General features: G+C 29.1%; 21 protein-coding genes, 1 tRNA gene and 1 riboswitch. Of the genes, 11 read left to right on the top strand and 11 right to left on the bottom strand.

Annotated elements, in window-relative coordinates; genetic code table 11:
- Positions 1-19: 19 nt before the first annotated feature.
- The 4 genes from FYJ33_RS11485 to FYJ33_RS16695 all read left to right on the top strand — a co-directional run bounded on the left by FYJ33_RS11485 (position 20) and on the right by FYJ33_RS16695 (position 5,576).
- Positions 20-1,204 carry an exonuclease SbcCD subunit D gene (locus tag FYJ33_RS11485; protein WP_154531870.1) on the top strand — a complete coding sequence of 395 codons (1,185 nt, stop codon included), beginning with the start codon at positions 20-22 and terminating at the stop codon, positions 1,202-1,204.
- Positions 1,205-4,339: an AAA family ATPase gene (locus FYJ33_RS11490; RefSeq protein WP_154531871.1), complete on the top strand. Its 3,135-nt coding sequence runs from the start codon at positions 1,205-1,207 to the stop codon at positions 4,337-4,339.
- 603 nt (positions 4,340-4,942) lie between these two features.
- Positions 4,943-5,338 (top strand): IS66 family transposase, encoded by a 396-nt coding sequence (locus FYJ33_RS16690; RefSeq protein WP_154531872.1) that lies wholly within the window; start codon positions 4,943-4,945, stop codon positions 5,336-5,338.
- Positions 5,339-5,414: 76 nt separating this feature from the next.
- Complete coding sequence (locus FYJ33_RS16695; protein WP_154531873.1) at positions 5,415-5,576, top strand: hypothetical protein; 162 nt, start codon at positions 5,415-5,417, stop codon at positions 5,574-5,576.
- A 71-nt stretch (positions 5,577-5,647) separates the two neighbouring features.
- Here FYJ33_RS16695 and FYJ33_RS11505 read toward each other — a convergent pair whose 3' ends face one another.
- The 8 genes from FYJ33_RS11505 to FYJ33_RS11540 all read right to left on the bottom strand — a co-directional run bounded on the left by FYJ33_RS11505 (position 5,648) and on the right by FYJ33_RS11540 (position 13,000).
- The gene (locus FYJ33_RS11505; protein ID WP_154531874.1) at positions 5,648-7,288 is read right to left on the bottom strand and encodes an ATP-binding cassette domain-containing protein; all 1,641 of its coding nucleotides are present in this window, start codon (positions 7,286-7,288) and stop codon (positions 5,648-5,650) included.
- A 23-nt stretch (positions 7,289-7,311) separates the two neighbouring features.
- On the bottom strand, positions 7,312-8,169 hold the full coding sequence (locus FYJ33_RS11510) for a SagB/ThcOx family dehydrogenase (RefSeq protein WP_206046679.1): 858 nt from the start codon (positions 8,167-8,169) through the stop codon (positions 7,312-7,314).
- On the bottom strand, positions 8,156-9,139 hold the full coding sequence (locus FYJ33_RS11515) for a hypothetical protein (RefSeq protein WP_154531876.1): 984 nt from the start codon (positions 9,137-9,139) through the stop codon (positions 8,156-8,158). Before FYJ33_RS11515 ends, FYJ33_RS11510 begins: the two co-directional genes overlap by 14 nt.
- Positions 9,140-9,164: 25 nt before the next feature.
- Complete coding sequence (locus tag FYJ33_RS11520) at positions 9,165-10,178, bottom strand: YcaO-like family protein (RefSeq protein WP_154531877.1); 1,014 nt, start codon at positions 10,176-10,178, stop codon at positions 9,165-9,167.
- 18 nt (positions 10,179-10,196) lie between these two features.
- The gene (locus FYJ33_RS11525) at positions 10,197-11,192 is read right to left on the bottom strand and encodes a YcaO-like family protein (RefSeq protein WP_154531878.1); all 996 of its coding nucleotides are present in this window, start codon (positions 11,190-11,192) and stop codon (positions 10,197-10,199) included.
- A 2-nt stretch (positions 11,193-11,194) separates the two neighbouring features.
- Positions 11,195-11,839, bottom strand: coding sequence for a hypothetical protein (locus FYJ33_RS11530; RefSeq protein ID WP_154531879.1), 645 nt, complete (start codon positions 11,837-11,839; stop codon positions 11,195-11,197).
- Complete coding sequence (locus tag FYJ33_RS11535) at positions 11,832-12,662, bottom strand: McbB family protein (RefSeq protein ID WP_154531880.1); 831 nt, start codon at positions 12,660-12,662, stop codon at positions 11,832-11,834. The genes FYJ33_RS11530 and FYJ33_RS11535 overlap by 8 nt, the downstream gene beginning before the upstream one ends.
- Before the next feature lie 98 nt (positions 12,663-12,760).
- Entirely contained in the window at positions 12,761-13,000 is a 240-nt protein-coding gene (locus FYJ33_RS11540; protein WP_154531881.1) for a hypothetical protein, read from the bottom strand.
- A 201-nt stretch (positions 13,001-13,201) separates the two neighbouring features.
- On the opposite strand from FYJ33_RS11540, the gene FYJ33_RS11545 reads away from it, so the two are divergent.
- On the top strand, positions 13,202-14,737 hold the full coding sequence (locus FYJ33_RS11545) for a S41 family peptidase (protein WP_154531882.1): 1,536 nt from the start codon (positions 13,202-13,204) through the stop codon (positions 14,735-14,737).
- Between the two features lie 503 nt (positions 14,738-15,240).
- Here the strand turns inward: FYJ33_RS11545 and FYJ33_RS11550 are convergent.
- On the bottom strand, positions 15,241-16,458 hold the full coding sequence (locus tag FYJ33_RS11550) for an IS256 family transposase (RefSeq protein ID WP_154531883.1): 1,218 nt from the start codon (positions 16,456-16,458) through the stop codon (positions 15,241-15,243).
- A gap of 202 nt (positions 16,459-16,660) precedes the next feature.
- Positions 16,661-17,245, bottom strand: coding sequence for a rubrerythrin (rbr, locus tag FYJ33_RS11555; protein ID WP_154531884.1), 585 nt, complete (start codon positions 17,243-17,245; stop codon positions 16,661-16,663).
- A 218-nt stretch (positions 17,246-17,463) separates the two neighbouring features.
- On the opposite strand from rbr, the gene FYJ33_RS11560 reads away from it, so the two are divergent.
- The 6 genes from FYJ33_RS11560 to FYJ33_RS11585 all read left to right on the top strand — a co-directional run bounded on the left by FYJ33_RS11560 (position 17,464) and on the right by FYJ33_RS11585 (position 23,518).
- Positions 17,464-17,540, top strand: a tRNA-Arg gene (locus FYJ33_RS11560).
- A gap of 195 nt (positions 17,541-17,735) precedes the next feature.
- A riboswitch (TPP riboswitch) is annotated at positions 17,736-17,846 on the top strand.
- Positions 17,847-18,042: 196 nt separating this feature from the next.
- Positions 18,043-19,221 carry a putative hydroxymethylpyrimidine transporter CytX gene (gene cytX / locus FYJ33_RS11565; protein ID WP_154531885.1) on the top strand — a complete coding sequence of 393 codons (1,179 nt, stop codon included), beginning with the start codon at positions 18,043-18,045 and terminating at the stop codon, positions 19,219-19,221.
- Complete coding sequence (thiM, locus tag FYJ33_RS11570) at positions 19,214-20,038, top strand: hydroxyethylthiazole kinase (protein WP_154531886.1); 825 nt, start codon at positions 19,214-19,216, stop codon at positions 20,036-20,038. Before cytX ends, thiM begins: the two co-directional genes overlap by 8 nt.
- Positions 20,025-20,672: a thiamine phosphate synthase gene (gene thiE, locus FYJ33_RS11575; protein ID WP_154531887.1), complete on the top strand. Its 648-nt coding sequence runs from the start codon at positions 20,025-20,027 to the stop codon at positions 20,670-20,672. Before thiM ends, thiE begins: the two co-directional genes overlap by 14 nt.
- Before the next feature lie 84 nt (positions 20,673-20,756).
- Entirely contained in the window at positions 20,757-21,548 is a 792-nt protein-coding gene (gene thiD, locus FYJ33_RS11580; protein WP_154531888.1) for a bifunctional hydroxymethylpyrimidine kinase/phosphomethylpyrimidine kinase, read from the top strand.
- Between the two features lie 209 nt (positions 21,549-21,757).
- Positions 21,758-23,518, top strand: a complete 1,761-nt coding sequence (locus FYJ33_RS11585) for a sensor histidine kinase (RefSeq protein WP_154531889.1) — start codon at positions 21,758-21,760, stop codon at positions 23,516-23,518.
- Between the two features lie 64 nt (positions 23,519-23,582).
- Here FYJ33_RS11585 and FYJ33_RS11590 read toward each other — a convergent pair whose 3' ends face one another.
- Positions 23,583-24,251, bottom strand: a complete 669-nt coding sequence (locus FYJ33_RS11590) for a helix-turn-helix domain-containing protein (RefSeq protein ID WP_154531890.1) — start codon at positions 24,249-24,251, stop codon at positions 23,583-23,585.
- Between the last annotated feature and the right edge of the window lie 455 nt (positions 24,252-24,706).

The following is a 24,706-nucleotide window of genomic DNA, read 5'->3' on the forward strand; positions in this document are numbered from 1 at the left end:
AAGTAAAGGAAGTGGTTTTTTGAAGATATTACATTTATCAGATTTGCATATTGGTAAAAAAGTAAAGGAATTTAATTTGATTGAAGATCAGAGATATGTTCTTGAGCAGGCTGTACAGGTTATTGAAGAAAGGAAGCCAGATGTAGTTGTAATTGCTGGTGACTTATATGATAGGTCTGTACCTCCAGTTGAGGCTGTAAGCTGTGTAAATGAATTTTTCAGTAAAGTCATACTTGAATTAAAGACTCCTGTTATAGCTATTGCAGGAAATCATGACAGTGGTATAAGGCTTGATTTTGCAAATTCACTTCTTGAAAAACAAGGATTATATATAGAAGGAAGCTTAAGAAAAAAAGTTAAAAAAGTAACACTTAAAGATAGCAGTGGAAATGTGAATTTTTATATGATCCCATATGCAGATCCAGCAGAAGTACGTGAATTATATAGTGATGATAGCATTAAGACTCATGATGATGCTATGAAATTAATTATTTCTAAGATAAATAAAGAGTTTAATTCTGATGAGAGAAACGTGGCAGTAGCCCATGGATTTATAACATACATGAAGGATGGAGAAGATGGGTGCCATCTAGAGGTATCTGATTCAGAAAGACCTTTATCTATAGGTGGAACTGATATTGTATCAGCGAAATATTTTGAGGAATTTAATTATACTGCTCTAGGCCATCTTCATGGAGCACAGAAGGTTGGCAGCGATAAGATGAGATATGGCGGTTCACTTATAAAATACTCTTTTTCTGAGGTGACTCAGAAAAAGGTTTTTACTCTTGTAGATTTAGATGATAAGGGAGAAGTAAGCATTGAACTTATTCCTGTGCAGCTTCTTCATGACATGAGAATAATCAAGGGACCTTTAGAGGACCTTATAAAGAAAGAAGTCTATGATAGTGATGGTGTAGATACTGATGATTATATAAAAGTAATTCTTCAAGATAAAGATGAACTTATTGATCCATTAAGCAGGCTAAGAGCCATTTATCCAAACATAATGGAGCTTGAAAGAGAAGTAAGATTAAATCTTAATGACAATAAGACTGCTGCATCTAAAGGATTTAAAGAAAAGTCTGAAGTGGAGCTATTTAAGGAATTTTATAAGAGTATGTGTGAAGAGGATATGACACAGGAACAATGTGACATTCTTGAAGAAGCTGTAAAAGAAGCTTTGAAAGATGAGGTGGTATAAGTGAAACCTATATATTTAGAATTGGCTGGTTTTGGGGCATATGCAAAAAAGCAGGCAGTAGATTTTGAAAAACTTGATGGCAAAAATATATTTGTTATTACAGGACCTACTGGGGCTGGTAAGACAACAATATTTGATGCTATTGCATATGCTTTATTTGATACTGCAAGTGGAAATTCAAGAGATAGTAAGACAGTTAGAAGTGATTATGCTGATGAAACCATGGACACATATGTGGACCTTATTTTTGAAGTGAAAAATCAAAGATATAGAATAAAGAGAAATCCAGAATACTTAAGAAAAAAGTTAAAGGGTGAAGGTACTTTAAAGGTAAGAGATAAGGTTGAGCTTGTAATGCCAGATAAAACTGTTTTTACAAAGAAAACTGATGTTAACAACAAGATAAAAGAGATATTAGGCATAGATAAGGACCAATTTAAGCAGATAGTAATGCTACCACAGGGCGAATTTAAAAAGATGCTGGAATCAAGCAGTGAAGAAAAGGAAAAGATATTCAGAAAAGTCTTTAACACTGAAAAGTTCAACAACATCCAGGAGTATCTTAAGAATAAGTCTAAGAGTATGTATGTAGATATAAAATCTATGGTTGAGCAGCGTAATACTAACATCAGTAATATTGAATGCGATGAAGATTCAAAGCTTTATGAGCTGATTAACAGAGAAGACAAAGATGTAGATTTTATTATTGAAAAGGCAAAGATTCAGATAAGAGATGAGGAACAGAAGTTAGCAGAAATTACTGAGAGCATTAATAAGAAAAAAGAAGAAATGCTAAAAGTAAATAATGATAAAGCTAAGGCTGAAGAAGTCAACAAGAATATTGAGCAGAAGAATAAAGTTGAAGAACAGAAAAAAGAAATGGAGTCTAAGATTTCTGTAGTTAAGGAAAAAGAACATCACTTAAACAGAGCAAAGAAAGCTTTAAAGGTTCTACCTGTTGAAGAAAAGCTTAATGAAAAAATTAAATTAGTAGAAAATGAGAAAAATGAGCTTTCTGAAATAACTAAAAAAATCGCTGTAACTGAAGAACAGTTTAAAAAGAGTATAGAAGACTTAAAGTCTGAAGAATCTAAAGAGGATTTAAGAGTAAAGACTGCTAATGAAATAGCTGATTTAAAGAAATATCTTGATAGAATCAAAGGTTATGAAGCAAAAAAGAATGAGATACTTAAGAATAAGCAACAACTTACAGCTCTTGATAACTCAAGAATTACATGCACTAAGCGCGTTGAAGAGCTTAAGAAGAATATCTTAGCACTTGAAAAAGAAAATGAAGAAGTTCAGAAGGCAAAAGTTGAAAGAGAAAAGAAGCTTCAACAATATAATGAAGTAAACAACATTATAAAGGTTATTGAAGAATATCAGAGTAAGATTAAACTTAAGAATGATAAGTTCGTTATTCATAAAGAACAGTCTGCATTATATATAGAAAAGCAGAAGGAAGCAGAACGTGAGAAGCATCAGTATGAATACATGGATGAATGCTATAAGAGGGAACAGGCAGGAATTCTGGCACTTAACCTTGAAGAAGGAACACCATGTCCTGTATGTGGATCAGTAAGTCATCCTCAACCTGCTAAAGTAGGTGGAACAATATATTCTGAGGATCAGATTAAGAAGCAGAAGAAAATTTATGAAGAAGCAGATAAAGCAAAAAATGAAAAATATAATGAAGTGCAGAAGCTTAATGCTGAAATAAAGATGTTTGACGATCAGCTTAATGATATAAAAGTTAATTTGAAAAAACAGCTTGAAGAAGCATCATATAAATTTGATGTAGAGAAAAATATGGAAGAATCATTATATGAGCTTAAGGCTATAAGGACCAAAATCATAAATCATGGAAAGCAGCTTAAAGCGGAAATTGATAAAGAGCAGAATGTCAAAAGTAACCTTGAAAACAGTAAGAATGAATGTGAAAAAGATGAGAATACAATTAAGTCTGCAAATGAGAAATATACAGAGTTACTGCGAGTAACTTCAGCCTTTGAGGCAGAAGTTAAGTCTCTTGAAGCAGATATTCCCGAGGAAATACGTTCAACTTTATCACTGCTGGCAAAGATTAAGGAGAAGGAGAATATCCTTGAAGAGATGAAAAAAGCACTTGAAAGTGCAAGAAAAGTTAATAATGATCTTAACATGAAGCTTACAGCAGAGAAAACTACAAAGCTGACTAAGATAAGCAATATTGAGAAGTTTGAGAAGGATACTGAAGAACTTAAAGTACAGGTGAATAATGTTATTACAGAACAAGGTTTCACCAGCCATGAGGATTACAGCAGTTCAATAATGCAGGAAGAGCAGATAGATGAACTTGATAGAAGAATCAGAAAGTTTCATGAAGATCTTGCTGTTATCTCTAATCTTTTTGATAACCTTGCAAAGAAGACTAAGGATTTTGAAGTTCAGGATATAAGTAAGTTCGATGAAATGATTTCTGCATTAAGGGAAGAAGAAAAGGCTCTTGCAGAAAGCCAGATGAAATTGAATAATAGAGTTAATAATAATAAAAAGACTCTAGATAATATTACTGAGATAACAGCGAAGATAAGCAGCAAAGAAGAAAAATATAAGGTTCTTGCAAAAGTTTCTAATATGGCACTTGGTAATAATTCAAATAAGATTAGTTTTGAAAGATATGTACTGGCAGCTTATTTTGATGATGTTATAAAAGCAGCTAATGTAAGACTTGATAAGCTTGCTGACGGTAGATTCTTCCTAAGCAGAAGTGAAGAAACTTTAGATGGCAGAAAGAGAAAAGAAGGACTTGAAATGAATGTGTATGATTACTATACAGGCAAATCGAGACCAGTAAAGACTTTATCAGGCGGCGAAAGCTTCAAGGCATCTTTAGCACTGGCACTTGGATTATCAGATGTTATCCAGTCATATGCCGGTGGTGTAGAAATGAATACAATGTTTGTAGATGAAGGGTTTGGAACTCTTGATGATGATTCACTTGAAAATGCAATCGAGTGTCTGTTAGATTTGCAGTCAGGTGGAAGGCTTGTAGGAATAATCTCACACGTACAATCACTGAAAGACAGGATAGGCACAAGAATAGAAGTAACTAAAGACGTAACAGGCAGTTCACTGAAGTTGATTTTACAATAATTTTAAATTAAAAATTAAGGATGAAACTTCTTGCGGAGGTTTCAGCCGATGCATAAGCGAACATCCCAAATCAAAGATTTGGGATGTTCGCTTAAAAAAGAGGAATCAAGATCCTTTTTAAAATTTCTTGTAATATCAATTAAGTAATTCAGAGGTTTGGAGGCAGAGCCTCGAGGCTGTAAAGATTTTAATTGAAAAGTATAGAGCAGGAGAATATGATAATCTTTAAATGCTGCCATAAGTAAAAAACAACTATCTTAAGATAGTTGTAGGTGCTAAATTCTAGCACCTTTATTTTTGTATTAAAAAGTAATACTTTATATTACAAAGTATTATATTTTAATATCATATATTATCTTATATTACATGGTACTAGTGTATTTTATACTTACGAAGGAGACCAAATTATCACTAAAAAATCAGCCATCAAAATGTGGAAAATCTGTAAAAGTGGTTCAAGCCTCCTTCATCCATTTTTTTGTTGCTTTTAATCTATAAGATTCTTTTAAATAATAAGGAATATATTTGATTACTTTACATAACTCAAAACTATTCATAAGATGAATCACCTGTCTTGGTAAGTAAAGGGACGTGCAAAGTTATATGTGGGTTTATCATACTGGTAAAATGTATACTGATGCTGCTATCGTATTATATGAGTATCAGAAAACACGTAATTCCAGTCATTCACGCGAGTTTTTAAAAGACTTCTCGGGCACCGTAGTTATAGATGGATATCAGGTTTATCATACTTTAGAAAATGAGCGTAAAGACTTGAAATCTGCAGGATGCTGGAATCATGCAAGACACAGATTTTCTAATATTGTAAAAGTTCTTGGCAAAGAAAAGTCTAAAAGCAATCTTGCATATGATGCTTTAAAACAAATAGCCGCTATCTATAAGATAGAAGGTTCTTTAAGTGAACTCCCACCAGAGGAACGTCAGATGCGGAAAAATTTGCAAATGAAGTCTATATTTGAGGCTTTCTTGAGTTGGTAAAAAAGTATAAAGAATCTGTCCTTCCTAAATCACAGACAGGGGAGGATTTTATTATTGCCTCAATCAGGAGAAGTATTTGAAAGTATTTCTTCAGGATGGATATGTTCCACTGGATAATAACGCAGCCGAAGGAAGCATCAATGGCTTCTGCATTGGAAAGCATATAATTATTTTGAATCTTTATTTATTGATATACCAGAACATATGTATGATAAAAAAACTTAGAATTTTTAGATGAACTTCCGCCATGGTCAAAAAACTGCTAAATGGCAGTTTTTTGTACAGATACTCATTATTTATAGTTTACATTTAATCTAATAATATTTCTTCATCGGTAATGTCATCAAAAAAATTATTGTGGCTTATAAGTAGTATTATTTTATCCTTTTTTATATTATTAATCATTGATTTGAATTGATGGATACTTTTTTGATCTAAAGCTGTCGTAGGCTCATCAAAAAACATTACTTCAGGACATTTGATTAGTTCTCTAAAAATTTTTATTTTTTGCTGTTGTCCTCCTGATAAAGTAGCTACCTTTTTATTCATAACATTGTTTAAGTTAAACTCGTCATCTTTGAAAAAATTACCATAATCATATTTATCTATAAGTTTACTGAATATACCTAAAACCTCCTCTCTACAATAGTTATGATAGTTAGAATTGCCTAACAAATATTCAAAAACTGTTTGATTACTACTAATATTATTTTGTTCAATGAATCCAATATATTCATTTCTTATTTTATACATATCCAATAATGATATTGAATAATTATTATACGTGATGACACCTGAATCAATGGAATCAATATATAATCCTAATATTATATTAAATAAAGTTGACTTCCCTGTACCATTTCTTCCTTTAATAACATATAAATTATTCTTTGAGAAACTCAAATTTACATTATCAAGGACTTTCCTTTTTCCGATTGCATCTTTATAAGAAAAACTCAAGTTTTTAAGTTGTATGCTATCTATATAATCCAATACTTTGTATCCATTATTCTCCAAATTTATATCTAATATTTCATTAATTCTATTCTTACTTACATACATATTTTGATAAGTACTATAGAAATCAATAAAATATTTGATAGAATTCATAATAAAATTAAAATAGGTATTAATTAAAATAAAATTACCAACAGACAACTGATTATTTATTACTTTGTTTGATAATATAAAAAAAACTATAGCTTGAAAACACACGGTTATAATATTATCTATTGAAGAAAATAAATAGGCTATTATTGAATACTTCTTTACAGCTTGATACATAGTATTAAAGGATTCTTTCAAATGAGTACTACTATTAATAAATGTACCTTTAATCTTTATTAATTTTATTAATGATACTTGATTTGTTAATGTTTCAGTAAATTTATCATCAGTATTTTTTGCATTATAACTGGCTTTATATAAAGGCGTTTTAATCAACACATACATTAAGAAATAGAACGGTATAAAGAGTAAAATTAAATAAATAAAAATAGTTTCCATATGAATCAACAAAAAACAAGAGACAAATAGACATATTATATTAAGTATTAAATTAAGCACATCTTTTATATAAAATTGTATAAGTATAGCAACATCATTTTTAATTCTTTGGCTAAGATATACGGGACTGAATTGATTTGCTTTTTCAAGTACAGATTTGTGATAATGTTCTATTATAAATAAAATATACTTAAAAGAAATATTATTGATTAAATAAACTGACACTTGTTCTAAGACATAACCAATAATTATTGAGAATATTCCTAATACAATTATATCAATAATGAACATATGTACTTTGGAATCCTTAGCAATTAAAGCATCAATAAATTTATTTAAAAAGATGGGTTGTATAAAGGATATTATCCAGTTAAATATCGTAAGCGCAAAGAATATAACTAGTAAACCTATATAATTTTTGAAATATTTATAGTACTCTTTCATAGATTAACACACACCTTATTTCATTATTTGGAAGGTGGAAACCAATAATCAGAATTAAAATTAATATTTCCAATTACTAATTGATATAGCATAAAATACTTTTCTCTATCCAATGGCAATAGCTCAAGTAGTTCTTCATCTAAAAAACCTCCTAATGCGACAGTACCTATGCCTATAGCTGTAGATACTAAATAGAAATTTTGAGCAATATGTCCAGCTTCAATATTAATAAATCTATATCCTCGTTCTCCATATTTGTATCCAACCAACTCCATGTTTGCCAACATAAATATTGCGCAAGCTCCTTGAAGACTAATTCCATCATAGCTTAATACTTCACATAAAGTATCTATATTACAGTACTTATTCAAACATTTTATATTATTGTTTATAGCATCATAATAATAAATACCTTTATCAAGTCCTTCAACATTATTTATAAATAAGTATAAATTTATAGGAAACAATGCTCCTGCTGATGGGTATGTTCGAAGCAATTGACGTGGATGTTGTTCAGTTTCATCATATTTACCACTTATACCAGCACTATAAAACAATATAGTAGATAGTTCTTCTAAAGATAACGGAATTTTTGAATAATTTCGTATACTTCTTCTTCTAGAAACTGTTTCAAAAAAACTATATTTTTCAAGAGTAGGATTAGGTGCAGGAAGTTTAATACACTCAATTTCATTATATAAGGTTACGCCTTTTTTTATTTTTTTATTAAACCAATCATCACATACAGCATTATTTACCATTCTATTTAAAGTTAAAAAATTGATACAATTCAACTCAGTATTAGTATGATATAATTCAAATAATGGTATGCCATTTAGGTAATGATATTTATATTTGCCACGAAAATCATCTGAAATCATTTGTACACCTACTTTCATTTTTGAATTTAGAACATATTTTACATTGAGGATTTTTCAATATTCTTTTTATTACAAATTCATCGTTTATAGAAGAAAATTTAATTATATTATTAATAGTATTAGGCAAACTAGAAGAACTTTTCATACTAAAATAATTATCAATTTCCTCTAAGATTAAACCTACAAAAATTATCAAGTTGACAATATTAGTGATTTTATATTGTCTTACTAATGTTTTATTCATATAATCATATAAATTAGGTACACTACATTGTAGGCATGCTGTTTTACCAGGAATTATAAGTGGACCTAGTTCTATAATTAAATCATTTATAACACAGTTAATCCAACATTTATTATGTTTATAAAAGAAAGCATTGAGGGTTAAATTTAATTTCTTATTTCTAGCAGATTGCATAACAATTATAAAATAATCTCCATTAACATACTGTTCTAAATTATCATAATTTAACGATAACATATTCACTATACTGATCTTTGATCGTATGTTATCGTTAAAATCTGTTACCTTAACATTTGATCCAAAATCAATTAAGGATATGTTCATTTCTCTATAAGTAATTAAATTCTCTAAAATATATTTGCAACTTAACTTATCTAGATAGCTGAGAACTATAATCTTTTTATTTTTTGATGTAACTATTTTTTCACCATAATCAATATTTTTATAATCTTCCAAGATTCCTTTATCAATTAGAGTTAAAAGCATATTAACAAAATCGTCAATATTAATATCATTTAATATTTGTCGTTCTTGGATATTTTTAATTAAAAATGAAATAGATACAGGTTTACATAATAAGTCTATTATGGGATAAATATATTTTGTGTAATTATACCCCTTAACAGTAAAAGTTTTGGTAGCATTAGATAATACTACTCTTGATGAAGTTAATTCTATAATATCTAGGTAATCTTTAATTTTTATTATTCGGTTGTTATCAATCATAATAATACCTCGAATTCTATTCATTTTACGGGAATGGAATAAAATTACATTTTCTATCTAATTCAGTGTCGGTTGCCTGCTCAACAAAATCATATATTTCAGGTGTGAATTGATTTGGATTCAAACTTGGGAACCAATTAAAGTCGAAAAATTTCGCCACTTTTAGATTGCCTATATTTCTTGTTGATGGCATATAAAATAATATTGGATTAATTTTATATTCATCATATAGTTCTCTACACATAGATTTAACATCAAATTCATATGAATTTAATTCATCATAATAGCATATATCAGATTTTTCTTTAAGATATGAATAGGCTGCTCTTAGTTTTTCAGTAGGAATGCTTGTATATAAATCACAATAATCAAGATTTTTTTTATTTTGTGTATCCATATTTGAGTTACAAGATATTTTACAAGCATACATTTCTTTTATAGCACCATTTATAGCTTCATCTTTATTACTTGAAGAATTAGCACCAATTAAAAATTTATCATTATAATCAGCTGTAGCTAAAATCACGTAGAAATTATCAATTAAAGAAACATTATATATATATACATTCTTGAATTCATTCAAAATATTTTTAATTTGAATATCTTTATTAAGAATAATTCTTTTTCCTTTAGCTTTTGATAAATAATTATAAATTAAACTTTGTCTCTCAATAAATTCCCTTAAAGCATTTTTTTCACAAAAAGAAGATTTACTATGGCTTGCATCTCCGCATGAATCTGAAAAAATATAGTTTTTATATTTTTTATCTATTTTAATTATCTTTTTTTGTGCCAATGAATATCCTAATATTAATTCTGAATTTATTATTGGAACTTCATCACACATATAAAAAAGACTCTCTCTTTCGAAAAATTCCCCCAAAGCTATTAAAATAGCTTTTTTAATTGATTGGTTACTTATTCCTGAACCAATAGTCAGATTATTAATAACATCATTGAAAATACAGTACCTATAATCATTTAGATATGTTGATTTTTTTATATTTATACTTATTTCATTAATAGTTGCTTTTTTCATTATCGTATAACTCCCTATTTAAATAATAATGCAATCTGGTAATTGTTTAATAGTTTTGTAATCTATATTAAATACATTAAATATAGTTTTATCCAACTCATTTAGTATATTTGACTTTAAAGGAATGGAATTTATCAAATCTTTAGAAAAACATCTTATTGATATAAAATCTTGTGATAATTTTGTATTAAGTACACCTATTTCTAATGACTTTAGCCATTGTGGAAATTTTATAGTTGTAACTTGTGAATTACACATATGATATTTTTTCATGTGTTTTTTAAAATTATTTACTCTTTCATAGATTTGAATATGATCAGCTAATGTAAAGTTTTTATAAACATTTGCTTCTTGATCATTAAATAGAGCTTCAATCAGTTTTGCTTCAGTTAACGCATTAAATAATGCTTTATATGAACTCATATCAGAATTAACTCCACTAGCAGCTAATTTTTTATTTTTAAAACATACTACAGTAAATGTGTTACAGTTTGATAAGTTATTTGAAACAAATATAAATATTTTATCAGAAGAAAAGCCTATTTTTTTTATTAATTTACTTATATTACTATCTATCGCAAGAGAATATCCTAAGCCTTTATACCATAAAAGCATTGCATCATTTTTTTCAATTAATTCTAATATAGCCTTGTTAATTATTCGTTGTGAATTTAAACCTGAAGCAGTTCCGGTAGTATCCATATTACCGTATAAATCATTATACCCATATCCAAGATTGTCCCTATCTGTTTTAATAATTCTTTGATTAATTATATCTTGGCATAAGATTGCATTTGATATTGCTATATTATTAACAGCGATTCTATATCTCTCTAGAAATTCTTGATGTATTTTTTTAAATAAAATTCTTTTATTATAATCTATTGCGGTACTTTTATAAGGAGAAATTTTATCTTTAATTTTTATTGTAGAAAATTGACCACCTCCCATTTTTAAATCATGAAGATAACTACTTTTTATTACAGTATAACTATAATTATTATATGAAAACATTATTATTTCTCCTTTATCATTTGATTTGCAATAAGCAGTTGTTCCCTACAAGATACTCCAACCATCTTTGTGAATTGTTGTTGTGGTACGGTTATGCTTTCTGAAGTAAAAGAACTTTTATCGAGACAATTTTGGACTCTATCATAAATTCCACCAATTTGTAAAAGACCATCTATAAATCCTTGTTGAAGTTCTTTACCAATTGAATATTCCAATTTAAGAAAATACACTATTCCCATATTATAAGTACACTTTAGATACATAGTTTCTTCAAGAGTGGAATCTATTTCCTTAAACTTATAAGCAGTATTAGACATAAAGTCTAGACTATATATACCATTTTCAATATTAGTTATATCTTTAAATATAAAAATAGGACAAAAATATATGTCATCTTTTTCACATAAAAATAGTTTGAAATTTTCTAATATTAACTTGAAATTTTCTGGAAATTCATTAAATTTATAAGATTTTAAATACCCATCTGGCAGTTCCCAATATTCGTTTATAATATTATTTGATTCATTTTTTTTTGTATCTAAAAATTCGTTAATCTTAACAGTAGTTTGATAAAATTTTAGAACGTCTTCTATTGGATTTTTAATTAATTCATTATATGGCATTTGGCAAAAAAATTTTCTATTCATAACAATCACATAACTCCCAATGCATAGCCTCATCAACTGAAACTATATTATTTATAAAATCAATGCTATAGACATTATTGATAACAGCATTATTTTTAATATCTATTTGATCTAATAGTAAATTAACAAGACCTTTTATACTGTAGTTAGTAAACTTATTTTCAACATTAAAATCTGGATGTCTCTTATAAATAATATCAAGAATAGATTGAAAAGAAGTTGTACCCATAGAATTATATTTAGCTTTTAAACTAGACTCAACATTATGATAAAAACAAATTGGGCATGGGTTTACCCACTCTTTTTTATGGTAATTTGATACAAAAATATAATTATTGTAATAAAAAGCAATTCTATAAATTACATTTTTATTATGTAAAATATCAGAAATATTAGTATACAATGTGATATTAAATGGATTTAAAAAAACAAGATATAAATTATCTTTCTTTATTTCTATATTATCTAAATTTTTATCAAAAAATATAGATTTTAACTTAGATTCAATGCCCTGAGAAATATACTGCATATTATCTAAAAATAGCTTATCATTTGATATTACTATAATGTCTTTAAATGCCAACTTAGGTTTAATGCATTCGTGTATTATTTTATTGTTTATCATAAAATCTAGTATTTCTTCATGCTTTTTTCCTAAAAGGGACTCAATTTCTTCATTTGATACTTCATAAACTTCGTTGATATCTATCCAATTTAAGAACTTAATTAGTTCTCTATCTTTTAGTATTATTGTCGTAAATGAATTCTGTAAAATACTTGTATCTTCATAATTAGTAATTATAAATGGATATAAATTATACATTTAAACCCTCCTAAACTAGTAAATTCAGTATATATTTTCATATATACTGAATTTGTGAAATAAAATTTATTGTTCAGTTTCTCATAGAATAGTAACTATTAAAGTATGATTTCTTCAATATCTTGAACTAAGTTACTGCTTCCAGAAAGACAGCATGCACTGCAATTATTACAAGTTGGCATGCAACTAGGTATATTGCCATAACCGCCTTGTCCATAACCACTACCGTCACCAATTTTGACAGCACTATCAGGTTTAGAAACTGATATACCATATTGAGCAGTAATTGGCTTAGTATTCCAGACAAAATTAGTCTTTTTATTTATTACGTCCGCCATAACATTCCCTACTTTTTACATATTAAAGCAAATTTACCTCACAATGAATATATTGGTATATTAAAAAATAAAGTCAATACTTTAATATAAAATAATTTTATATTAATTTTTAACATATATTGATTTTTTTATATAATATGTTAACATTTTAGTAAAGTAAATTATTTTTAACTATTATAAATATTAGGAGAATGTATATTTATGATTAATAAAAAAAATTCTAGAATATTAGCTGTAATTGGGGTTATAACAGTTATTACTACAGCTATTTTAATTACTAAATCACTAAAAACAAAAAGCAAACAAAATACAAAAGATTTTAACTCATTTATAAGTGATGTGAATAACTCTAAATCAGATGTAAGAAATACAACCACTAACTTAAAACCTGAATACCAAAATTGGTTAAAAGATGATAAATTACCTTTTACGGAGAAAGAACTAGATGACATAAGCGTTTATGCAAATCAATTTCAAAATTCCTTTGACAATAATATCATTAAAAGTAATTCTGATGAATACGATGAAAATAAGCTGCTAACATATGATAAAGCAAAAAAAGATACAGATAGGCTTTTTAATTTATTCAAATATGGTTATAGTGCATATGGATATTACGGAGGAGATTCAAAATTTAATGATGTAAAAGAAAAAGTGCTTTCTTCCTTGCCAAAAGATAAATCATTTACAGTTGATAATTTCAGAAATATTCTTGTTTCTAATTTATCTTTTATTAATGATCAACATTTTGATATTCTTGATAAAAATAATCGTCCAAGCTTTAAAGGTAAATATTATTATATTTATGATGAGCCTATATATAAAGATTCAACTGGCTACTATGAAATTAAACATTTAAAAAGATACTATATACAGTCAATGGACGGAAACAATAAAACCTCTGACTTTATTCATAAAACCATAGGTAAGAAAGGTAATATAATATATAATATTGCTATAATGAATGACTTTACTAACGATATGAAACTTTCACGTAAAATAACGTTAAAATCTAAAAATGGACAGGAAACAAGTGAAACCATAGATTTAAGCTTGAAATTTTTTACTGCTAATTATAACACTTCATATGAATATACAGAGCAATCAGGCATTCCTATAGTAAAACTTTCAAGGTTTTATAATGTGTCTCAATCGGAAACTGACCTAAACGATTTTATTGATTCTGCTTCACAAATTAAAAGTTCTCCTGTTGCTATTTTAGATTTGCGTGGTAATACAGGTGGATATGACGATATTGCCCAGCAATGGATAATTAATTATTTTGGAGTTCTTAATGATAAGCAGAATATTTATTCTAGGGGAGCAACCATGGAGCTTCATTCGTCTTTGATAAAATCCCTAAATCAGACGTCTTATGATGAATTATTTAAGGAATTTCCTGGACATAAATCTAAAATAGTAAAAAATAAAAATATTCTTTTTATATTAATGGATAATGCTACAGCATCAGCTTCAGAAAAATTTATCGAATCACTTTCAAATATAGATAACATTGTGTTAGTAGGAACAAATACTAAGGGTGCATTACTAAGCGGTGATCCCAAATATTATAAACTATCAAACTCATCAATAAATGTTTATATTGGAACCATACTGTATATGACTCCGTTTGGAATTGATTTTGAAGGCAAAGGTTTTGAACCAGACTTATTAGTTGATTCAAATGATGCACTTGATAAAACCATAAAATTAATAAAATACTATAAACTTAAATAGCACAAGAAATCTAGTATAAACTTTCGAGAAAATGAATAAGTTTTAATAGGTAGCTCATTTCAGATAAATCAAAATAATCTGGCAAAAGAGCTTGGAGTTGTTCAAGAAATAGTTAAACAAATGATTAAGACTTTACTAGATGAGAAACTGTTGTCAATATGGTATAGACAACAAAGTAAAAATAATAGTCTTAAATATAATATTTATAGATTAAATTACTAGTAAAAGGAAAGGTGCATATCTTCTCTTTTGAACCTATGTCAATAAAGTACACACATTTTTTAATCTTGAGGCTGTAAAATAATTTGTGTATTTACTATTTCTTCTTGAAATATTAAGATATCACTAGTTAAAAATATAATGTAATAATATAGAATATTTTGTGATATTCTGTAGTATATTTGTTAATTCTATACTGCATATTATCTCCATAAAGTGGTTATAATATGCAGTTAAGGAACATTTATTGAAGCTTTATTGCTTAACTCGCAGTAAAACTTTTTTTATGCTTCTTTTTTGAGAACATCAGCATAAAGTATGTTAAGTTGATTTACAACTAAATCCCAATCAGGATAGTTTCTGGTCCATTTCTTCGAAATGCGTTGAACGGCTAGGTATAGCATTTTCAAAAGACTTTCATCAGTCGGAAAGATTAGCTTTGTCTTTGTTACTTTTCTAAATTGACTGTTAAGACTTTCTATAGCGTTAGTAGTATAAATTATCTTTCTTATATAATCAGGAAATGCAAAGAAAGTACTTATAGTATCCCAATTATCCTCCCAGCTCTTAATTGCATTTGGATATTTACCAGACCATTGTTCTTTCATATCTATCAAATTATTCATAGCAGTTTCCTCATTTACAGCAGCATATACTGTCTTAAGGTCGGCGGCGAAAGCCTTACGATCTTTGTACGGAATATATTTCATACTATTTCTTATTTGATGTATTATACAAGTTTGTATCTTTGATGATGGATAAGCAGCTTCTATGGCTTCCTTAAAGCCTTTAAGGCCATCTACACAGAATATAAGTACATTTTGAACGCCTCTATTCTTAAGATCATTTAATACTGATAGCCAGAATTTACTGCTTTCATTTACACCTATCCATATACCTAAAACTTCTTTCTGCCCATCCATATTAACTCCAATAACAACATAAGCAGCCTTCTTTACAATTTGTTTATCTTCTCTTACTTTGTAATGAATAGCATCCATAAACATAAAAGCATAAGTTTTTTCTAAGGGTCTATTCTGCCAGTCGTAAACTAACGGAAGAATTCTGTTAGTAATGTTGGATACTGTATCTGCGCTAATATCAACTCCGTAAAGTTCTTTTACCTGTTCAGAGATATCTCTTGTTGTCATGCCAGTTGCATATAGCTTTAATATTTTATCTTCGATTCCATCAACGGTACGTTGATGTTTAGGAATTATCTGAGGTTCAAATTCACCGTTTCTATCTCTAGGGACATCAATTTGTACTGGGCCTAATTCAGTTTTTACGGTCTTTTTAGAATAGCCATTTCTTCTATTTGTTGTTCCTTTTTCAGTGGAATCAGACTTCTGATAGCCTAATGCTTCATCCATTTCTGCTTCTAATGCTTCCTGTAAAACATCCTTAAACATATCTTTTAAACCAGCTAAAATATCATCTGCACTCTTAAAATCCTGCTCTTTAATGTATTCTCTTAATAAATCCTTCGACAAATTTGACATAAAAAACAACTCCTTCTGTAATAATTTGTTATCTTAATTATTGACAAGAAGAAGTTGTTTTTATTCACTTTACACAAAATTATTTATAGGCTCGAGCCTCCATTAGAATGAAAAAATCAGCAGGCTGATTTGTCCTGAATTATATATTATACATTTTAAATTATAAATTAGATAACTAAAAAACGGCTTATTAAGCCGTTTTTTAGTTATCTTGAGAGTGTACTTCGTAAAAGCCTTGTGGGTACTTGCAGACTGGACACACAGCTGGCGCTGATTTTGATTCTAATATGTAGCCACAGTTTCTACACTTCCACAGCTTTGGTGTATCTGAAGTAAAAAGTGTACTGCTCTTCATTTTGTCATATACATCTAAAAATCTTTCTTCATGAGTTTTTTCTATTGAGGCTATATTTTTAAAAGCTGTTGAAATTTCAGGAAAGCCTTCTGAGGCAGCTATTTCAGAGAATTCCTTATAAGCGGAACTCCACTCGTCATGTTCTCCGTCGGCTGCAGCTTTTAAGTTTTCTTCTATTGTGCCAAGTTCTATTGGATAATGAGCATCTACATGTATGTCACATGAACCAAGTCCTTTAATAAGAAAATCATAAAATACTTTAGCATGAGCTTTTTCATTTTTTGCAGTTTCATCAAAGACATGAGCAATATAATCCTGTTTTTGCTGAGTTGCTATTTCATAGAAAAAAGTATATCTGTTTCTTGCCTGAGATTCACCTGCAAAAGCTCTAGCAAGACATTCAGCAGTTTTTGTTCCTTTCAAATTTTTCATATATTTAACCTCCTAAAGTCAATTTATAATATAGTATTTGTTAAATGGTATAAACTATACTATAAATAGCATGATATATGGTAGTGATAACTAATTTAATAAATAACTAATAGTTAAGGACATTTAAAATATAATTGTAATAACTCTTTTAAATTAAGTTAATGTATACGTTGATTTATTAAAATAAGTATGATATCATATTGATGGTAAAAGAATATGCGATAGTAGCTCAGTTGGATAGAGTGGCTGGCTACGAACCAGTAGGTCGGGGGTTCGAATCCCTCCTGTCGTACCAAGCTAAAGACTTCGGAGTTTCCGGAGTCTTTTTTTCATACAAAAATATAATGATTTAACGAAGTTAGAGTATTTAATTGTATTTATAGCGTTGTTTATTATTCGTATTATTATCACATGTAAATATACAATAAAACATTTACATAAATTAAATTGACATAAAAGTAAAACTATGTTATTTTAAAAAAAGAAAAGTTAATATTAACAGGGGAGCTTGTATGTGAACAGGCTGAGAGGAAACTAGAGTTTCGACCCTTATACCTGATTTGGATAATGCCAACGTAGGAATAAGTAAAAGTGATGTTTATAGCAGCATGACCTATTTGGTTTTGGCTGCTATTTTTTATTCTACTAAGACTTATATGTAATTTAAAATTTAGATTTTAAATTAAATAATTATTATATAGAGTCTTAGTAGAATAATATTCACTTAATTAAGTAAAAAGATCCTGCGGAATTTCCTTATCATTATAAAAAATACTTAGAATATGGGGGATTTCATTTTGGAAGAGAAAAAAACATCAGTATTATCTAACGGCCTTATTTGGTTTGGAGCAGCTGTATCAATAGCTGAAATATTGACAGGTACACTACTTGCACCATTAGGATTTACTAAAGGACTTGCAGCAATTATAATTGGACATCTTATCGGATGTATACTTTTATATTTTGCAGGAGTAATCGGAGCTGAGACTGAAAGAAGCTCTATGGAAACTGTAAAGATGTCATTTGGACAGAAAGGATCATTTTTATTTTCATTTCTTAATGTCTTGCAGCTTGTGGGTTGGACTGCAGTGATGATTTTTAATGGTGCAATTGCTGCACAGACTGCTTTTAGTATCAGCAATGAATGGATATGGAGTGTCATAATAGGAGCACTTATAATCGTCTGGATAATGATTGGGATAAAGAATCTTGACAAAGTCAACGCAGTAGCTATGACTGGATTATTTATTCTGACAATAGTATTAAGCGTAGTAGTTTTTAAAGGAAATGTTGCAAAACCTGTTTCTGGAGATGGTATCAGCTTTGGAGCTGCAGTTGAACTTGCAGTAGCAATGCCGCTTTCATGGCTGCCACTTATATCAGATTATACAAGAACTGCAGAAAGGAAAAAGAAGACAGCGTTTGTGAGCGCAATAGTTTACTTTTTTGCAAGTTGCTATATGTATGTCATAGGAATGGGAGCTGCAATCTTCACTGGAGAAAGTGATGTTGCAAAAATCATGGTAAGTGCAGGTCTTGGTATTGTAGCACTTGTGATAATCGTATTTTCCACAGTTACAACTACTTTTCTTGATGCATATTCTGCAGGAGTAAGTTCTGTAAGTATCTCAAAGAAGATTGACGAAAAGAAAGCAGCAATAATCGTAACTGTTATAGGAACAGCACTTGCTATTTTTACACCAATAACAAAGTTTGAAGATTTCTTATACCTAATAGGATCTGTATTTGCTCCTATGATTGCAATTCAGATTACAGATTACTTTGTTATTAAGAAAAGTTATATAGAAAAACAATTTATTATTAAAAATTTAATTATATGGGCAGCTGGATTTGCTTTATACAGATGCTTAATGAAAGTAGATATACTAGTAGGCAATACACTGCCTGATATGGCTGTAGTAATAATAGTATGTATCATAATTAATAAAATTTTTGGAGGAGAAAAAGATGTTTAGTGAAAGATTAGAAAATTTAAGGAAGAATACGCCGTTAGTACATAACATAACAAATTATGTGACAGTAAATGACTGTGCCAATATACTTTTAGCATGTGGCGCATCACCAATAATGGCTGATGATAGTGAAGAAGTTGAAGATATTACTTCAATATGCAGTGCTCTTAACATTAACATAGGAACACTTAACAAGAATACAATACCTTCAATGTTCTTAGCAGGAAAGAAAGCAAATGAGCTTCATCATCCAATAATTCTTGATCCAGTTGGAGCTGGAGCTTCAAAACTTAGAACAGAAACTGCACAGAAATTAATAGATGAAATTAAGTTTACAGTAATAAGAGGAAACATTTCAGAAATAAAGACTCTTGCTAGGGGAAATGGCACAACTAAAGGCGTTGATGCTGATGTGGCTGATAAGGTTACTGAAGAAAACCTTGATTCAGTTATCAAGTTTACAAAGGAGTTTGCAAAGAAGACAGGAGCTATTATCGCTATAACAGGTGTTATAGACATAGTTGCAGATGACAAAAAGGCTTACGTTTTACGTAATGGAAACACAATGATGGGCAAGATAACAGGAAGCGGATGTATGCTTACTGCTATGACTGCTGCCTACATTGCAGCTAATCAGGACAATTCACTTGAAGCTGTTGCTGCCAGCATATGTGCTATGGGAGTTTGTGGAGAAAGAGCTTTTGATAAGATTCAGAAGAAACATGGCGGAAACTCAACTTATAGAAATTATATAATAGATGAAATTTATAATCTTGATGGCAAAACTTTAGAGGAGTGTGCTAGATATGAAATTAGATAAAAAATATATGCAACTATATGCAGTTACTGATAGAAAATGGCTTACCGGTAGGACTTTAGAACATGATGTTGAGGAATGCCTAAAGGGAGGAGCAACATTCATCCAGCTTAGAGAAAAGAATATGGACCAAGCAAGTCTGCTTAAGGAAGCATTTATTATTAAGGATTTGTGCAGAAAGTATAATGTTCCATTTGTCATTGATGATGATGTAGATGCAGCTATAAAATGTGATGCTGATGGCATTCATGTTGGACAAAGCGACATGGAAGCAGGAGATGTAAGAGCAAAAATTGGGCCAGATAAGATACTTGGAGTTTCTGCACATACTGTTGAGGAAGCAGTGAGGGCAGAAAAGAGAGGAGCAGATTACTTAGGGGTAGGAGCTGTCTTTTCTACAACAACTAAGCTTGATGCATGTGATGTGTCAGCAGAAACACTAAGTGAAATATGTAATGCTGTATCAATCCCAGTAGTTGCAATAGGAGGTATAAGCCACGATAACATATTAGAACTTAAAGGTACAGGAGTTGACGGAGTAGCTGTAATTTCAGCATTATTTGCACAAAAAGACATAAGAAAAGCAACTGAAGACTTGCGCAAATTATCAGAAGAAATGACGCTATCTGTTAGATAAGAGATCGGAACTAAGAGAGCAGAGAATCGGATTAAACTCCTTTTGGGAGTTTCGAGCTAAAGTATTAAAAGGTGGGAAAATATTATGATTAAAAAGGTATTAACAATAGCTGGTTCTGACAGCAGCGGTGGAGCTGGGATTCAAGCTGATATAAAAACTATAACATGTCATAAGATGTATGCTATGAGTGCTATAACAGCACTTACAGCTCAAAATACAACAGGCGTTTATGGTGTACAGGAAGCAACGCCGGAATTTGTAGGTCAGCAGATTGACTGTATTTTTAATGATATTAGGCCAGACGCAGTAAAAATAGGAATGGTATCGAGTAGCAAGATAATAAAGGTGATTGTAGAAAAGCTTAAGAAGTACAATGCTGAAAGTATTGTCGTTGATCCTGTTATGGTTGCAACAAGTGGAAGCCCGCTGTTAGAAAAAGAAGCAATGAGTACATTAATAAATGAACTTCTTCCAATGGGAACTGTTATAACACCTAATATTCCTGAAGCTGAAATACTTTGTGGATTTAAAATAAATGAACAAGATGATATGCTTAGGGCAGCAAAAAAAATAGCTACAAGTATTAAAGGCGGAGTTCTTATAAAAGGAGGACATTTTAGTAATACGGCTGATGACCTTTTATATATAGATGGAAAAGAAGTATGGTATAAGCAGGAGAAGATATATAACGAAAACACTCATGGAACAGGATGCACTTTATCTTCAGCTATAGCATGTAATCTAGCAGATGGTTATTCTATTGAAGATAGTATAAGAAATGCTAAAAGTTATATAACGGGAGCGCTTAAAGCTGGGCTTAATTTAGGAAAAGGAAGTGGACCGCTTGAGCATAATTACAATATAAAAATTAAATAAGAAAGTATAGATTTAACACCTCTCTAGATAAGTAGATTTTTTGCTGTCTGGAGGGGTGTTTGTTTTGAGTTGTAAGCAAGAACCATGTGAATTTAGGTTAATTATGTAAAAAAATATATGTATTTACATATTGATAACTGAAAAATTTAAAACTATAATTATATATGGGGTGTATGCACAAATGTGTATTTTTATGGGAGGACAAATAAATGGATAATCAGTATAATTTAAAAGATATTGAAAAAGCGTTAGACTTAATTCCATATTATATTTGGATAAAGGATGGTAATGGTGTATATAGATATGTAAATAAGGCATTTGCAGATGTATTGAATGTAAAAAAGGAGTTTTTTATCGGAAAGACTGATTTTGATTTTGGCAATGAAAAAATAGCAAATCAGTTTGAAACAAGTGATAATAGGGTACGCGAAAGCGGTTTACCAATTTTATCTGAAGATAAGGTAGAAATAAAATCAATAAATAAATGTTTATATTTTGAGACATTTAAACAGAAGTTTTATATAAATGGAGAATATACAGGATGGATTATGGCAATAGCAAGGAATACCACTTTATATAAAAGGTTAGATGATAGTATTGAGTATGAATTTAATAATATTTCAAATAAGATATTTAATGCAGCAGATAACTTAGAACAAAATAGAAAAAATAAAGTAGGGGCAATTGATGATTACAATGATAGAATATTAATGATAATAAAAGAACTTCAAAATAATCTTAAAGCAACAGGAATTAATATATTTATATATGAAAAACAAGAGAAGAAACTTAAGCTATTTTTAAAGACATGCTTTGATGAAGAACAACTTCCTTCACATTTGCAAATAAAGATAGATGATAAGATGGAATATGACTTTTTAAATGATAAATATAGAGAATTTTTGAGAATTAATGATGTACGAAATAATATTGAAAATATTGCGAGGGTCAAAGCAGATGCTAGCGGATATATAAATTCAATAAGTATTAAATATGGAAATGAACTTATTGGACTATTAAATGTGTACTATGCAGAAGAGAAATATCCTACAGTTTTACAAAATGACTTCATAGAATCTGCAACTTATAAAATAGGACTACTTATTAAAAACAGGATGTTAACAAATCAATTAAAATCAGAAATAGATAAAAAGTTAGAGTTGGAAAAAATAATTGCTTTTGAGAATTTAAAAACAGATTTTCTTGCAAATTTGTCACATGAATTTAAGACACCTATAAATATACTATTAGCAGCTTCAAAGATGATTAATACAACGCTTGCTGATAATAAGGATACATACAAGGATAGCATAAATAAATATAATAATTATATAATAAGCAATTCATATAGATTATTAAAGATGGTTAATAATCTATTTGATATTACAAATATAGATAAGGGCTATTATGAATTGAATTTACAACTATACAATGTAGTGAGCATAATTGAGAATATTACTATGACAGTGGTTAAATATCTTGGAGGAAGACGAAAAATAGTATTTGATACAAAGGAAGAGGAGATAATTAGCATGTGCGATTATGATAGTATTGAAAAAGTCATGCTTAACCTTTTGTCAAATGCAGTAAAAAATACAGATTCCAATAATCTTATAAGCGTAACTGTAAAGAGGAGCAACGATAATAAAAATATCGTTGTATCTGTAAAAAATGATGGAAAAACTATTGATGAAAAGTATGCTGAATTTATATTTGAGAAATTTACCAGGTTAGGTTCAGTGCTAAGTAGGGATGCTGAAGGAAGTGGCCTTGGTCTGTGTCTTGCTAGATCCCTTGCACAGCTTCAGGATGGAGATTTGTGGTTTAATACTAATGAAAAAAAGAACTGTGAATTTATTTTTACAATTCCTATATACAAAAATTATGATAAAGACATGGTGAATACAGGTATTCTAAACAATAGTGTTGAGAAATGTGCCATTGAATTTTCAGATATATATTCGATATAAAAAATAGTTATCAACAATATCTTGTGGATATTGTTGATAACTATACAACATATTGAATATGTATTTATGGGTTAGTATTTCGATATTCCGTTGGAGTCATACCTGTTATACGTTTAAATGTTTTTGTAAAATTACCTTGATTACAAAAACATAAAAGTGTAGAGATTTCTATAAGACTCATATCAGTAGTAGTGAGAAGAGTTTTTGCTCTCTCTATTTTTATTCTTTTCAAGTATTGCATAACAGACATACCTGTAACTTTTTTGAATATTGTTGAAAGATATCCCACAGATATATTGAATCTATCTGCGACTTCTTTAAGTTTTACCTGATTTTCAGTATGAACATGAAGATAACCTATGACTTTATTAATAATTAAATTATCAGTTAGTTCAATTCCATTTATGAGTATATCGATATATGAGTTAATCATGTCCAACTCTATAGTCTGAAGTTTTTGTAATGTATCACATGATTTAATACTTGTATAATACTTATTGTATACAGGATGAAGATATTTTTTTAAAGAGCCATTCCTTATTGTTTCTCGCGCAAAAACAATATTCCACATCATTAGATCATCTCTTTTTACCTGAATATCAATATTTTCTTTGAGTTCTTCTTGGTGTTTTTTCTTTGTAAGTTCAATAAGACCATTTAGATCTTTTTTCTCTAGTAAAAAAGTAACCTCGCTTGAAAAAAAGTATATGTCAGAATCAAAACTGTCATACATATAAATCTTCCCCCCAATATAATTATAATAGGGTTAAGCATAATTCTTAGCCCTTATATATCAAGGCTCTACAGAGCCAAGATTTCTTTATCACTCAAATTTTCCTGAATTATCTATGTCCGTTTGGATAATACTAATATTAATGGACATACTAATTAGTTTTACTAAACGGAGGTTTACAAATGATAAGATAAGAATTATTAAACATAATTGATTTATTCACTGTACAACCAATAATTAATTTTTATGAAAATCTATTTGATAATATTGATTTATCAGATATTCCTGAATTCATACAATCTAAATTAGGTCCTAAAGGATATTCCCACCATGCTCTTATAAGAGCATTCATAGTTATGCAATGTGAACATTATAGAGAAATAACATCATTAGTTGATTTTCTACATTCCAATTTGAAAATTGCCCAGTTATGAGGTTTTGACATTATGACTCAA

Origin of the sequence: Inconstantimicrobium porci, assembly GCF_009696465.1 — a bacterium.
Lineage (GTDB): Bacteria > Bacillota > Clostridia > Clostridiales > Clostridiaceae > Inconstantimicrobium > Inconstantimicrobium porci.

What these genes read in the sequence shown, in the direction of transcription:
- rbr (WP_154531884.1), bottom strand. Translation starts at nt 17,245, where the DNA reads ATGAAAAATTTGAAAGGAACAAAAACTGCTGAATGTCTTGCTAGAGCT.
- FYJ33_RS16690 (WP_154531872.1), top strand. Translation starts at nt 4,943, where the DNA reads ATGTGGGTTTATCATACTGGTAAAATGTATACTGATGCTGCTATCGTA.
- FYJ33_RS11520 (WP_154531877.1), bottom strand. Translation starts at nt 10,178, where the DNA reads ATGAAAAAAGCAACTATTAATGAAATAAGTATAAATATAAAAAAATCA.
- FYJ33_RS11540 (WP_154531881.1), bottom strand. Translation starts at nt 13,000, where the DNA reads ATGGCGGACGTAATAAATAAAAAGACTAATTTTGTCTGGAATACTAAG.
- FYJ33_RS11550 (WP_154531883.1), bottom strand. Translation starts at nt 16,458, where the DNA reads ATGTCAAATTTGTCGAAGGATTTATTAAGAGAATACATTAAAGAGCAG.
- FYJ33_RS11585 (WP_154531889.1), top strand. Translation starts at nt 21,758, where the DNA reads ATGGATAATCAGTATAATTTAAAAGATATTGAAAAAGCGTTAGACTTA.
- thiE (WP_154531887.1), top strand. Translation starts at nt 20,025, where the DNA reads ATGAAATTAGATAAAAAATATATGCAACTATATGCAGTTACTGATAGA.
- FYJ33_RS11535 (WP_154531880.1), bottom strand. Translation starts at nt 12,662, where the DNA reads ATGTATAATTTATATCCATTTATAATTACTAATTATGAAGATACAAGT.
- FYJ33_RS11525 (WP_154531878.1), bottom strand. Translation starts at nt 11,192, where the DNA reads ATGTTTTCATATAATAATTATAGTTATACTGTAATAAAAAGTAGTTAT.
- FYJ33_RS11530 (WP_154531879.1), bottom strand. Translation starts at nt 11,839, where the DNA reads ATGAATAGAAAATTTTTTTGCCAAATGCCATATAATGAATTAATTAAA.
- thiD (WP_154531888.1), top strand. Translation starts at nt 20,757, where the DNA reads ATGATTAAAAAGGTATTAACAATAGCTGGTTCTGACAGCAGCGGTGGA.
- FYJ33_RS11545 (WP_154531882.1), top strand. Translation starts at nt 13,202, where the DNA reads ATGATTAATAAAAAAAATTCTAGAATATTAGCTGTAATTGGGGTTATA.
- FYJ33_RS11505 (WP_154531874.1), bottom strand. Translation starts at nt 7,288, where the DNA reads ATGAAAGAGTACTATAAATATTTCAAAAATTATATAGGTTTACTAGTT.
- thiM (WP_154531886.1), top strand. Translation starts at nt 19,214, where the DNA reads ATGTTTAGTGAAAGATTAGAAAATTTAAGGAAGAATACGCCGTTAGTA.
- FYJ33_RS11515 (WP_154531876.1), bottom strand. Translation starts at nt 9,139, where the DNA reads ATGATTGATAACAACCGAATAATAAAAATTAAAGATTACCTAGATATT.
- FYJ33_RS11510 (WP_206046679.1), bottom strand. Translation starts at nt 8,169, where the DNA reads ATGATTTCAGATGATTTTCGTGGCAAATATAAATATCATTACCTAAAT.
- FYJ33_RS11590 (WP_154531890.1), bottom strand. Translation starts at nt 24,251, where the DNA reads ATGTATGACAGTTTTGATTCTGACATATACTTTTTTTCAAGCGAGGTT.